Genomic DNA, 11,794 nt, shown 5'->3' on the forward strand with positions numbered 1-11,794 from the left:
AAAAAGCATCAGACCCGATGCTTTTTCTACTGCTTGGCTATTTGAACCAGCCTTTTTTCCAAAACCAAAGAAACATTCCAAATCCTATGAACAACATTAAGGTAAGTGTAGCATAATAACCATATTTCCAATTAAGTTCTGGCATAAAAACAAAATTCATTCCATATATTCCTGCAATAAAAGTCAACGGCATAAAGATGGTTGTAATCACAGTCAACACTTTCATAACTCTGTTCGTTTCATGTGAATTCAGGGAAAGGTAGCTGTCGCGTATATCGGTGGTTAGCTCCCGATTCGCTTCGACCATTTCCGTTAATTTTAATAGATGGTCATGGATATCTGAAAAATACTCAATTGGTGTGATTTGTTCGATGATCCTTTGTGAGTTAATCATCCGGTAAACAAGGTCACGCATGGGGCTGACTGTATGCCTTAATGAAAGGAGATCATGCCTCGTATCAAATAGACTATCCAGTAGGGATTCCATCGTCTGTTGACTCGAATTTTCATCTAAGTCATTTAGTATGTCCTCAATCTCGTAAACCAGCGGGAAATAGTTATCCACAATTTTATCGAGAATATGATACAAAACATTAGCTGGACCAAGGATACTAGGATCAGCGGCTTGCTTGACTCTTTTCCAAACCTCATTGATTTCCATAGATGAATGTTCATGGAAGGTTACGAGGTAGTTATCAGCTAAAAATAAATCGACCTCTTTTTTTTCGAGTGTTTTTGGATTTAATGAATGGAAGACAAAAAAAGTATGGTCCTCATAATAATCGAGTTTAGGTCTTTGTAGCGTATGTAGGCAGTCTTCGATCGCTAGTGGGTGGAACATTAGCGGATTGCGTAATTTTACAACTTCCTCTTTTGTCGGTTGGTCGAAATCAATCCAATACCAACAATCTTTAGTTCGAACTAGATCTTCAATTGGTATATCAATGTGTATCTTGTTATCGTTTGTTATCGCTATTGTACGAATCATCTACGGCCCCTCTTTTTTAAGGCTCTTTTCTCAAACTATGTTGCTTTTTAACAAAAGTACAATGAATGCGCTAGATATAAAATACTCACTTCATTTGCTGAGAAAAGAGCTCGCAAACTTAATTAAACATACGAAATAACTATTATTGCGTTAATATCGACTTTAGGATTTTAACATCAATTTTTACAAAAACAACCTATTTTAACACAGTATCTATTCTAGTTTAGCTGAAAAAAGGAAAAGGACAAAATTCTACAAATATTTAACTACTTACATAGCGTATTTAATTGAAGACTTTGGTATCCTAGTAGAAGAAAGAAGTTTGAAGGAGGGTCAGAAAATGGGAGAATGCAAAATTGATCATAGTTATGAAGATGTAAGGAAGAAATATGAAGAACAAGCTCCTTTTTTAAAAGAAAAAGTTAAACCTTTATTTGATTCTTTCTTTAAGGAGGAACATACGCAAGATATTTTAAATGAAGTGTTTCATCTCTTAAAAAAATACGATTTAGCATCTGACGAAGAGCAAGAAGAAAGAGATCGGAGACTACTACTGGTATTAAAAAATGTATAAAGAATACGAAAAACGCTGATGAGGCGTTTTTCTTTTTGATAAATAGAATCAGAAAATTAAAATAACAGTTAAAAATTAAAGGAATTTAACAAAATATGTCGAAATAGAGAATATGTAAATAAGGATGCACTGAAAGGTTTCGTCCTGTATATATTTTTATAAAGTGGACAAGAGACCACAACCCTTTCATAAAATGTAATAAACAAGTGGAAAGGGTTGATAGGGTTGGGGAGAATTAACTGGAAAGTTCGACTTAAAAATCGCATATGGGTTTTAGCTTTTCTTTCACAAATCTTGGTTGTTGGACAATTGGTGTTTCAAGGGTTGGGAGCTATTGGCATAACACAATTTCAATTAACTCAACAAATTCAGGCAGAAATATTGGGACTAGTAAATAGTATTTTTATTGTTTTATCTATTCTTGGACTTATTCAAGATCCTACTACCAGAGGATATGCTGATAGCCAACGAGCAAAGGCATACCGGAAACCACATTAAAAGGAATCATCTGTTTATAATCTCATATAGTGTATAAAGGATAAATGAAAGGGGCGAAAACCATGTTGAAATGGGGAATTATAGCCCTCATAGCCATATTAGTTCTGCTTGTGATTGAGGAAGCGGTGCAGTTTTTATTTAACAGATACATGAATGGACCAAGGGATAGGAAAGAAGGTAAATGGACGGAAAGGTTCATCGGAACAGTTAAAAAAATACCGACTTCGATTAAAGGATCGAAGTGGGTGACGATGGTTCGACGATCAAAATTAGGATTAAAATTAGAGAAGCACCGAAAAGACCCTTCCCATTAGGAATGAAGGGTTTTTTCATTTTTGTTAGACTTTTGGATCATGGTCGCAAACGAGGATGTACCACGCTGAAATTCACAGTTCTGCTCAAAACCCAATTTTTCATAGAGGCGAATGGCTCGCTGATTAAATTTTGCGACAGTCAAGCGGAACGGTGTTGTTTGATCAATCGATCGCAAATAGTCCAAAATAAATTGAAAAAACATGGTGCCATTGCCTTTGCCTGTCATTAGCGGCGCCATTCCAATCCCAATATCAAGATAACCACCTAGGTATGCACCAAATTGGGAGCCAATGGGAACCTGTGCTGTTTTCCCTGTGCAAAAATAGCCAATCAGTAGCCCTTCCTTACTGACGATTGCTAAATAAGAACCATCTAATAATTCTAGTAAAGCTTCTTCATTATATTTAATGTTGTAAAAATCATAAGGTGGGGGATAGCTCCAATGTAGGATTTCATTAGCATAGTCATTATTCATTTCCTTTACTGTAAGATTCATTCTTGGCCTCCTCTTCGATAGCTTTCTAAATTAATTGGCAAAACTTATTATACCATCTGAAGATTCTCTAAGTTTAGAAATTCAAAAATAAATGTGGAGTTTATATAGAAGTTAGGATTAGGAGATAGATAAATGGAAACTTTCAATATGGGGGTATTTTTATGGCGTGTTTCACTTTGCATTAGTATTTTAACCTGTGTTATTGGTTGCAAAAGAAGTCATGGGTATTTATGTTAATAAGTTTTTTCACATCCCTACCGATAGCCTATTATTTTTTTGGAGCTGAGAATGCTGGCAAGTAGTTAGTGTAGGTCCAATAATTCCTTTTTTATGGTCGATGGTTTATTTTAAAACAGGGAAACAATTGATGAACGGATAAAATCTTTTCTTTTGCAAAAAATACCCATGATTACAATTATGGGGGGATATTAGTGGAACAAGCATTGTATGAAAAATTAGGTGGCGCAGAAGCAATTGAGAAAGTGGTAGACTATTTTTACAATGAGTTGGTGTTAAAAGATGAATCAGTTAATCAGTATTTCAAAGACACGGATATGGACAAGCAAATCCGCCATCAAGCGAAGTTTATTAGTTTTGCTTTAGGAGGACCAAATCAATATTCGGGTAAATCAATGGCAAAAGCCCATGAGGGGATGAACCTACAACCAGAACATTTTAATGCCATTGTTCAGCACCTTCATGACGCATTAGCTCATTTTGGTGTCAGCGAAACTGATATAGATACAGCGTTAACAAAAGTCGGCTCTTTGCGAGATGATATCCTTCATAAATAAGGAAATATGCATAAAGTAGTGAAGTCCGTTTCTAACGGTTTTCAATATTAATGGATTTTTAATTTTACATGTGAAAAATTGGATGAAGAAAGAAGCCCATTCGGGGCTTTTTTTGGTTTAGAATAAGAAATAAAACAAGGTGTGGAAATTCTGATTTTGTGTATATAGAATTCAAAAATTTCTTGTATTATCATATTATTGTAATAAACTACATTTCAACAGTAATGCACCCAATTTGCTTGTAAGATGACTAAATCTTGTACAAAAAAAGAGGATTATGGATGTTCGTGACAGAATAGGCTAAAAACCTTATTCTTGTGAAACGTATGGAACAGACACTAAAGAATTAGTAATGCATTTAGTGGTCTAGGCTAGGAGGCTACAAATTAGCAAGGAAGAATTGATCGTTATCGTTACTACAGAAATGGAGGAGGGCGGTTATGAACATCATTGAATGCAGAAACTTGATTAAAACATATTTTTAAAAACTATATTACAAGATTTTATCGTTTACGATTAAAGAGAATACAATCACTAGACTAATTGGACGGAATGGTGCCGGTAAAACGATTTTCTGAAATTATTGGTTTCAGTGCTTTCTACTTTCGTTGATGGTTAAATGAGTTTCCCTTTTCGTCAATTGACAGGAGAAACTTATGACCGGAATTTTTATATTAGTAGTTCTGAAGCTTGGATCTATATACGAGTACCAAAAGATCCTGATTTATAGGGAGACAACGTATATCTGGAATATGTTGGAGAATAAAGTACAATGCTTGGGGACCTCCACTTTGGGAAAGCTTTCATAAAAGTTAGTTTATTTTCAATCAAAGAGGGTATTTGCGCTTTTCTAATTATTTACACAAAGGGTGTCCAGTATATTAAGATGAATAAGGGGGAAACGAAATGAAAATTAGAAAGTTATGTGCAGAAGATGCGATAAGTTATCGAAACATTCGATTAGAAGCGCTACAGACAAATCCAGAAGCGTTTGGGTCGAGTTATGATGATGAAAAAAATCGGCCGCTAGAAATGTTTGCAAAACGGCTCTCGTCAGAAGGGACTTATACTTTTGGTGCGTTTATAGAAGAAAGGTTAGTTGGGACCATAACTTTAATAAGAGAAACATCCCAAAAAACTGCTCATAAAGCAAATATTTTTGCGATGTATGTTAATCCAGATGAGAGGTGTACTGGGGTTGGTAGAGCTTTATTGTCAAGTGCGATAGAACACGCAAAAGCTCTAGTAGGCATTGAACAAATCAATCTAACGGTTGTATCAACGAATCAATCGGCTAAAGCTCTTTATGAATCAATGGGGTTTCGTGTATATGGTACCGAAATTCGTGCATTAAAATTAGCAAATGAAACTTATTTAGATGAAAATTATATGGTCTTATTTATTTAATTAACTAGAAGGTGTGTGCTTATTATGAAACTTGTTTTCATTTTTGGCCCTCAAGCAGTCGGGAAAATGACGGTTGGTCAAAAATTAGCCGAACAAACGGGTTTTAATTTATTCCACAATCATATGACATTAGAGTTATTAGCACCCATTTTCGGTTTTACTGAGGATACGTGGAGGTTGTCAGATTTATTTCGGTATGAGATTTTTAAATCGGTGGCAGCAAATAATGAACTTACAGGACTGATTTTTACGTATGTTTGGGCTTTTAACGAAGAAAGCGATTGGGCGTTTGTGGATAAAATCTGTCAGATTTTTAAAGAGGAAAATGCGGAAGTTTATTTTGTTGAACTTGAAGCAGACCTAAATGAGAGAATCGCGAGGAATAAAACGCCAAATCGATTGAAGCATAAGCCATCTAAGCGAAATGTTGAGTATTCCGAACAAGAGTTAAAAACAAGTCTGGAAAAGTATAGACTTAATTCCTATGACGGGGAGATTACAAAAGAAAAATACATAAAACTAAATAATACTAATAAAAGTTCGAAGGAAGTTGCTGAAATCATAATCAACACTTTTCAACTATAAAAAGCGGTTGCGTTCCTCCTTTGATGGAAGCTTACAGCTGGCTTTTTTACCAAACCATTTATACCTATTTTTGGCAATGATGTTGTAGACAAAATCGCGACAGGGTGCTGGAATAACTAGCAATAAAGCTAGCAATTTCCAAGCACCTTTTAATTTTGTACAAATTTTTAAAGCCGCAGTGGATTTAAGATAATAACGATTTCCTTCAAGAAGAATTAAGCTGTCTATTTGTTCAGGTATTTGGTAGGTATTCCGCAACTCCCTTCCAGTTTTTTCTTGGAGAGAGGAAAAGTGAAAAAACGCATTAGGATCTCTTTTGATAATAAACTGCACACTTCTATCACAAAAATTACATTCACCATCGAATAAAACAATTCTTTTCATGGTCGTTTATCTCCCTATTTTAAACTTCCTTTATCTTTAATGTGTTTTATAAGTAGCGAAAAACTTGGGTAAACACAACTAATTATGTACATATAGTAAAAATTTAAAATCATTGTTTAACGTTTTCATAAGTATTATGATTAAGAAGACGAGCTTAATTCTGAATATTAAGATAAAAATTAAGTATCAAGAATTAGAACTCAATAAAAGCTTAACATGTTTATAGCCTAAAATTAAGTTCAACTGTTAAAACAAAGTCTGCCTAACATTAGGGCCGGTTTTTATTAAGTTATTAAATGCTAACCAGTTAGTATTCTTTGATTCTAAGGAAAATGGAGGTTTTATTAATGGACAATATTAAAAAACAGGTGGAGGATTTGCATCAACGAAAAGTTGCTGCAGCCTTAGGCGGGGGAGAAGAAAAAATTCAACAACAGCATGATCGCGGATTTTTGACTGCGAGAGAGCGAGTTGAAAAGTTGGCTGATAAGGGGACGTTCATGGAGCTTGGTATGTTAAACACATCCGATGTTACCGGTGTTGAACATAAAAGCTATGGAGATGGTCTTGTCGCTGGGATTTGTAAGGTTAACGGTCGAACTGCTGTCGTTCAGGCGGGTGATAAAACGGTATTTGCCGCAACAGAAGGGACTGTACATATTCGTAAATCCAGAATGGTTCATGATTTTGCGCTTAGAAATGGACTACCGTTATTTTTTCTGCATGAAGGGGGAGGTTTAAGGATGCCTGATGGTATGGGGTCAGATGGAATCAGTGACAAATTATTTCCTTCTGAAATGTTAACACATCATCGCAAAGTACCAACAATGACGGCAATCCTTGGAGATAGTTTCGGTGGACCAACATGGATGGCTGTTTCTTCTGATTTTGTCACCCAATTACATGGGACCTGTATGGCCATTGCAGGGCCACGAATGTTAGAACTCGCAAACGGTCAGAAATTGGAACCAGAAGAACTCGGTGGGGTAGATGTTCATAACAAACATACTGGTCAAATTGATCAAGATGGTGTATCTGAAGAGGATTGTATTGATCAACTAAAAACGTATTTTGAGTATATGCCTCAAAGTGCCGATGAGCGACCAGGGATGCGCACTACAAATGATGATCCCTACCGTAAAGTGGATGAAGTATTTACTATTCTCCCACAGCAAAACAAGCGTGTTTATGATATGAAAAAAATCATTAAAATACTCGTCGATGATGGAGTAATGTTTGAAGTTCAGCCTAAGTTTGGAAAAGGGCTAATTACCACATTAGCCCATCTAAACGGTCATACCGTTGGAATTATTGCTAGCCAACCAAATCAGTTCGCAGGTGCACCAGGTCCGCAAGAATGTCAAAAAGCAACTGAGTTTATTTGCTTATGCGATTCGTATCATATTCCGCTCATATTCCTTCATGATACTCCAGGTTTTAGGATTAGTTCAGAGGCAGAAAGATCCAAGATGCCTACTAAGATTATGGTATGGAATCAAGCACTTGCTCTAGCTACTGTACCGAAAATCTCAGTTGTAATACGAAAAAGCATTGGTGCTGCGTATGGCAATATGTCTGGCCCAGGAATGGGTGGAGATTTAGTCGTTGCCTGGCCAACAGCAGAAATTAATTTCACTGGACCGGAAGTGGGCGTCAATGTTGTTTTTGGTCGTGAAATTGCTAGGGCTGAAAACCCGAAGGAAATGAGACAAGAATTATTAAAACATTGGTCATTCGATAGTTCGCCATACAAAGCAGCAGCAAAGCATTTAATAGATGACGTAATTGATCCTGCTGATACGAGAAAATTTCTTAGTCAATCCCTGGAATATTTATTAACGAAAAAACGAGAGAAAAGTGAACGTAGACTGGCAACATGGCCAACAGGAATTTAAAGTAGATCATAAATGTGTGCGTGTCCGGCTAAAAAAAAGAACAATATCTACCACACCCTTCATATAATAATAGTATCTAAGGGATTGTAAGCTTGCGCAAAGGTCCCAAATAATGTGGTGATATCAGGTGAATCCTAAGAGGGAAAGTGAAAACTTGTTTCAAAATTTACAAGAAAGTCTGATGACGTTTGACGATGTTTTCGAGAGAATTTTGAAATTTATGTATCGTAATCCAAATGGAAACTATCGGTTAATGGTGGGCACTGATTCACAAGTTCATGTTGATCGTACGCTCTTCATTACAGGAATCGTGATTCAAAATGAAGGAAAAGGGGCTTGGGCTTGTATAAAAAAGACTGTTATACCTCGTAAAATGCTTCATCTACATGAACGGATTAGCTACGAAACATCACTAACGGAGGATGTTGTCTATCAATTTACTGATGCACATAAAAATCGCATGATTGATGTGGTCCTCCCCCATATCTATAAAGGCGCTACTTTTACAATGGAAGGGCATCTTGATATTGGAGCAGGGAAAAGAAATAAAACAAGAGAATTTGTTAAGGAAATGGTTGCTAGACTAGAGTCAATTGGTGTAGAACCTAAAATTAAACCGGAAGCTTTTGTAGCATCAAGCTATGCAAACCGTTTTACGAAATAAATATGACAGAAAAATTTTCAAGGGAGTGCTACACTCCCGTTTTTTTTGTTTAAAAAAAGTCAATAGTGAAGAGAGAGACAAAAATGAGAGATGAATCTATCTAATATGAAGATTAGCTTTCAACTCACTATTGAAAAGAGGATATTATTATGGGGATTTTACATCGAATGCTATCAAAATTGATCCATATTAACTTATGGCATGCTTCTGTAATTGCCATTGGATTAATAATTCTAAGTAGTTTTCTAATGAAAAAAATTGAGCCGGATACGTTTCCACGATATAGTGACGCGCTTTGGTGGACGATGACTACCCTGGTTACGGTGGGGTATGGCGATCTTTATCCTAAAACAATCTTCGGCCAAATTTTTACGATGACCCTTATTTATACCTTTGGAATTGGCGCGATGGGAATTCTGGTCGGAAAACTATTCCAATTTTTTGCTCAATATAAAAAGAAGAAGGAGGAAGGAAAATTGAACTTTGATGGAAAGAATCATTATGTTTTGATTGGAATATCAAAAGATAAATTAGAGAGCATACTCGAAGAAATCCTCCATAGCAATAAAAAGTCTAAAGTCGTGGTTGTTGATCATAGCCCACACTCTCCAGTTGAGCATGATAATGTTCATTTTATTAGTGGGAATCCAGCGGATGAAGAGACATTGTTAAAAGCGAATATATTAGAAGCCCACTCTGTTGCAATTTTTTCCGAAGATCAAAATCAGTTCGCAGCAATTGCGGATGGTAAAACATTATTAATTGCCACACGTGTCGAATCTTTATCAAAAAAATATGAAAAAAGCATCTATACGGTGGTTGAAATACAGAAAGAATCACATATCTCTTTATTTGAACATGCAAATGTCGATGAAGTTATTCTTTCCAATGCCTCAGTATCTCGACTTATGGCGCAAGCATCAATTCATCATGGTTCTAGTAAATTATTTAAACAACTTTTAAGCAAAGCTGATGGTGAGAATCTTTATCAAATTAAGAAAAAACCTCATTGGAAGAACTATAAAGAAGCTGCTTTAGAATTATTTGAACAGGGAGCTACTTTAATTTCCGATGGTGGTAGTTTAGATTTACCTAGACGTTCAATGGAAGATATACCGGAAAATGCAAGGATGTTTATTATCTGTGATGAGCAAACATATAACGAAATCAACAATGTATAGTGGAGTATCGTTTACGGACTATAGTTAGGGGAGCGATTATAGGGGAGAAGCACATCTGCTAAATGTGCTTCTTAAAACCCAAACAAAGAACTGATTAGTTTTTTCTTTTTTAATTTCTGAAAAAAACCAAACTCTTCTTTTGTTGCAGCTACCATTTCCACAGATTTTGGATCTGGTTCATCTTCTTTTTCCTTAGTAAGAATCTCGATTTGTTGAGTTAATTGCTCAATCATTTCATTTAATTCCTCAATTTCTCTACGATGTTGTAAAAGTTGGTAGGAGACAATTTCATCTGCCTTCCGATCTACTTTAGCTTCAAGTTCATTTATTTTATTTAATAGTTTCATGTAATCTGGTTGCACTTCTTGCTTTACGACTGCATGACGTTTTTTCTTGGCAGCTGCAGCTATATCCTGAAGGAGGACTCCATTATTAATTTGTTCTTGTATTTTTTTCATCACGTCAATATCTTCTTCGTTAAACACATAATGTCCAAGTTCATTCCGATTCATCTGTAAATTAGCGTGTTTTACCCACCGTTGTATGGTACTGGGTGAAACACCTAGTAATTTTGCTACCGCATTGGTATTCATACTCATCCCTCCCCGATAATCATACATTCGATATAGAAATTGGAAATCCTTTCTTGATGACAAAAGAAGTATTTGTTCGGCAAAGATAGTTAAAATGTTCTTGGTTTCATTGGATCCTGTCGAATGTTCTCAGTAAGTGTGAAGGAAAAGCATGTAAATCTATTCTATATTTGAAACTACACTGGGAAAGTATTACACTTTATTATAAATAAAGGCTTAACCTTGCAAAATGAGTGATTTGATCTCTAGGCAAGTTAAATTTGTAAAAAAGCCTACGATAAAATATGAGGTGGATTTCATGAGTATGCAAAAAAGAATTATTCAAGAGCTAAATGTAAAACCACAAATTGATCCTAAACAAGAAGTCAAGAACCGTGTTGAGTTTTTAAAAAATTATTTAAAAAAGACCGGAGCCAAAGGCTTTGTCTTAGGAATTAGTGGTGGTCAGGATTCAACTCTAGCTGGGCGACTAGCTCAATTAGCAGTTGAAGAGGTCAGAAAAGAAGGCTATGATGCGGAATTTATTGCCGTCCGTTTACCATATGGAGTTCAAAAAGATGAGGACGATGCAAAAGCTGCGCTTGATTTTATTCAAGCCGACAAAGAATATGTATTTAATATTAAATCCGCAGTTGATGCTACTGAAACTGAGTTTAACTCAATGGGTCTAAAAACGTTAAGTGATTATCAAAAAGGTAATGTGAAAGCAAGACTAAGGATGGTTGCTCAATATGCAATTGGTGGGGAAGAAGGATTATTGGTGATTGGTACAGATCATGCTGCAGAGGCCGTAACAGGCTTTTATACTAAATATGGCGATGGTGGAGCGGATTTATTACCTCTGTCTGGCTTGAGTAAGCGTCAAGGAAGGGCACTTCTCCAAGAATTGGGCGCTGCAGAGCGGCTTTATTTAAAGGTTCCCACAGCAGATCTTTTAGATCAAAAGCCAGGACAAGCAGATGAAACGGAGCTTGGTATTTCTTATGACGAACTAGATGACTATCTTGAAGGGAAAGATGTGGCACTTGATGTAGCTGATAAAATTGAGAAACGCTACCTTAGTTCGGAACATAAGCGACAATTACCTGCTACAATGTTTGATCATTGGTGGAAATAAGTATCTAGGTAATCGCCTCCAAACAGATTGGGGGCGATTATTTACATAAAAAGCCCCTCCTATTTGGACGAGGGCACTGAAAAAGTCTAATTTTTATTAAAGGCAGTTGAAAGTTCAATCTAATGAACTTTCAACTGCCTTTTTACTTTATAATATTGTTATCAAATGTATGTAGTTGGTATCCAAGTGATTTCAAATCAAGAATCTCTCAACTTTAGCCCATTCATGGCTTTATACGATATTGTTGTACCAAAGGATAATATGCTTCGTAAAATAAATGAGCTTGTAGACTTTAATTTCATA

15 protein-coding genes are annotated in these 11,794 nt (G+C 35.8%); 11 read left to right on the forward strand and 4 right to left on the reverse strand.

The features are described 5' to 3' along the window. Positions 1–37: 37 nt before the first annotated feature. Positions 38–988 (reverse strand): magnesium/cobalt transporter CorA, encoded by a 951-nt coding sequence (corA, locus tag M3182_RS09680; protein ID WP_251557873.1) that lies wholly within the window; start codon positions 986–988, stop codon positions 38–40. Positions 989–1,328: 340 nt separating this feature from the next. Here corA and M3182_RS09685 point away from each other — a divergent pair, with 340 nt between their 5' ends. The 3 genes from M3182_RS09685 to M3182_RS09695 all read left to right on the forward strand — a co-directional run bounded on the left by M3182_RS09685 (position 1,329) and on the right by M3182_RS09695 (position 2,374). Continuing rightward, complete coding sequence (locus M3182_RS09685; protein WP_251432531.1) at positions 1,329–1,562, forward strand: group-specific protein; 234 nt, start codon at positions 1,329–1,331, stop codon at positions 1,560–1,562. Between the two features lie 225 nt (positions 1,563–1,787). After that, positions 1,788–2,060, forward strand: coding sequence for a phage holin (locus M3182_RS09690; protein WP_251432528.1), 273 nt, complete (start codon positions 1,788–1,790; stop codon positions 2,058–2,060). A gap of 62 nt (positions 2,061–2,122) precedes the next feature. Beyond that, on the forward strand, positions 2,123–2,374 hold the full coding sequence (locus M3182_RS09695; protein ID WP_251557875.1) for a hypothetical protein: 252 nt from the start codon (positions 2,123–2,125) through the stop codon (positions 2,372–2,374). Here M3182_RS09695 and M3182_RS09700 read toward each other — a convergent pair. Continuing rightward, positions 2,371–2,871: a GNAT family N-acetyltransferase gene (locus M3182_RS09700; protein WP_251432522.1), complete on the reverse strand. Its 501-nt coding sequence runs from the start codon at positions 2,869–2,871 to the stop codon at positions 2,371–2,373. The genes M3182_RS09695 and M3182_RS09700 overlap by 4 nt on opposite strands. Positions 2,872–3,302: 431 nt before the next feature. Here M3182_RS09700 and M3182_RS09705 point away from each other — a divergent pair, with 431 nt between their 5' ends. The 4 genes from M3182_RS09705 to M3182_RS09715 all read left to right on the forward strand — a co-directional run bounded on the left by M3182_RS09705 (position 3,303) and on the right by M3182_RS09715 (position 5,657). After that, positions 3,303–3,665, forward strand: a complete 363-nt coding sequence (locus tag M3182_RS09705) for a group I truncated hemoglobin (protein WP_251557877.1) — start codon at positions 3,303–3,305, stop codon at positions 3,663–3,665. A gap of 500 nt (positions 3,666–4,165) precedes the next feature. Then, positions 4,166–4,243 carry a hypothetical protein gene (locus M3182_RS26490; protein WP_432806614.1) on the forward strand — a complete coding sequence of 26 codons (78 nt, stop codon included), beginning with the start codon at positions 4,166–4,168 and terminating at the stop codon, positions 4,241–4,243. Positions 4,244–4,571: 328 nt separating this feature from the next. Next, a complete protein-coding gene (locus tag M3182_RS09710; RefSeq protein WP_251557879.1) occupies positions 4,572–5,072 on the forward strand; it encodes a GNAT family N-acetyltransferase in 501 nt (166 codons plus the stop codon). Positions 5,073–5,096: 24 nt separating this feature from the next. Further along, the gene (locus M3182_RS09715) at positions 5,097–5,657 is read left to right on the forward strand and encodes an AAA family ATPase (protein WP_251557881.1); all 561 of its coding nucleotides are present in this window, start codon (positions 5,097–5,099) and stop codon (positions 5,655–5,657) included. On the opposite strand, the gene M3182_RS09720 is transcribed toward M3182_RS09715, so the two are convergent. Beyond that, complete coding sequence (locus tag M3182_RS09720) at positions 5,652–6,041, reverse strand: thiol-disulfide oxidoreductase DCC family protein (protein WP_251432512.1); 390 nt, start codon at positions 6,039–6,041, stop codon at positions 5,652–5,654. The genes M3182_RS09715 and M3182_RS09720 overlap by 6 nt on opposite strands. Before the next feature lie 347 nt (positions 6,042–6,388). Between M3182_RS09720 and M3182_RS09725 the strand changes: the two genes are divergently transcribed. The 3 genes from M3182_RS09725 to M3182_RS09735 all read left to right on the forward strand — a co-directional run bounded on the left by M3182_RS09725 (position 6,389) and on the right by M3182_RS09735 (position 9,781). Next, positions 6,389–7,936, forward strand: coding sequence for an acyl-CoA carboxylase subunit beta (locus M3182_RS09725; protein ID WP_251557883.1), 1,548 nt, complete (start codon positions 6,389–6,391; stop codon positions 7,934–7,936). Positions 7,937–8,117: 181 nt separating this feature from the next. Then, complete coding sequence (locus M3182_RS09730; protein ID WP_251432840.1) at positions 8,118–8,600, forward strand: ribonuclease H-like YkuK family protein; 483 nt, start codon at positions 8,118–8,120, stop codon at positions 8,598–8,600. A 149-nt stretch (positions 8,601–8,749) separates the two neighbouring features. Then, positions 8,750–9,781, forward strand: coding sequence for a potassium channel family protein (locus tag M3182_RS09735; RefSeq protein ID WP_251557884.1), 1,032 nt, complete (start codon positions 8,750–8,752; stop codon positions 9,779–9,781). 71 nt (positions 9,782–9,852) lie between these two features. On the opposite strand, the gene M3182_RS09740 is transcribed toward M3182_RS09735, so the two are convergent. After that, entirely contained in the window at positions 9,853–10,374 is a 522-nt protein-coding gene (locus M3182_RS09740; RefSeq protein ID WP_251432506.1) for a MerR family transcriptional regulator, read from the reverse strand. Between the two features lie 298 nt (positions 10,375–10,672). On the opposite strand from M3182_RS09740, the gene nadE reads away from it, so the two are divergent. Next, positions 10,673–11,491 carry an NAD(+) synthase gene (nadE, locus tag M3182_RS09745; protein ID WP_251432504.1) on the forward strand — a complete coding sequence of 273 codons (819 nt, stop codon included), beginning with the start codon at positions 10,673–10,675 and terminating at the stop codon, positions 11,489–11,491. Positions 11,492–11,794 lie beyond the last annotated feature (303 nt).

It is taken from the genome of Mesobacillus maritimus (assembly GCF_023715205.1).
GTDB lineage: Bacteria > Bacillota > Bacilli > Bacillales > Cytobacillaceae > Mesobacillus_B > Mesobacillus_B maritimus_C.

What these genes read in the sequence shown, in the direction of transcription:
- M3182_RS09700 (WP_251432522.1), bottom strand. Translation starts at nt 2,871, where the DNA reads ATGAATCTTACAGTAAAGGAAATGAATAATGACTATGCTAATGAAATC.
- nadE (WP_251432504.1), top strand. Translation starts at nt 10,673, where the DNA reads ATGAGTATGCAAAAAAGAATTATTCAAGAGCTAAATGTAAAACCACAA.
- M3182_RS09715 (WP_251557881.1), top strand. Translation starts at nt 5,097, where the DNA reads ATGAAACTTGTTTTCATTTTTGGCCCTCAAGCAGTCGGGAAAATGACG.
- M3182_RS09720 (WP_251432512.1), bottom strand. Translation starts at nt 6,041, where the DNA reads ATGAAAAGAATTGTTTTATTCGATGGTGAATGTAATTTTTGTGATAGA.
- M3182_RS09730 (WP_251432840.1), top strand. Translation starts at nt 8,118, where the DNA reads ATGACGTTTGACGATGTTTTCGAGAGAATTTTGAAATTTATGTATCGT.
- M3182_RS09695 (WP_251557875.1), top strand. Translation starts at nt 2,123, where the DNA reads ATGTTGAAATGGGGAATTATAGCCCTCATAGCCATATTAGTTCTGCTT.
- M3182_RS09725 (WP_251557883.1), top strand. Translation starts at nt 6,389, where the DNA reads ATGGACAATATTAAAAAACAGGTGGAGGATTTGCATCAACGAAAAGTT.
- M3182_RS09710 (WP_251557879.1), top strand. Translation starts at nt 4,572, where the DNA reads ATGAAAATTAGAAAGTTATGTGCAGAAGATGCGATAAGTTATCGAAAC.
- M3182_RS09685 (WP_251432531.1), top strand. Translation starts at nt 1,329, where the DNA reads ATGGGAGAATGCAAAATTGATCATAGTTATGAAGATGTAAGGAAGAAA.
- corA (WP_251557873.1), bottom strand. Translation starts at nt 988, where the DNA reads ATGATTCGTACAATAGCGATAACAAACGATAACAAGATACACATTGAT.
- M3182_RS09740 (WP_251432506.1), bottom strand. Translation starts at nt 10,374, where the DNA reads ATGAATACCAATGCGGTAGCAAAATTACTAGGTGTTTCACCCAGTACC.
- M3182_RS09735 (WP_251557884.1), top strand. Translation starts at nt 8,750, where the DNA reads ATGGGGATTTTACATCGAATGCTATCAAAATTGATCCATATTAACTTA.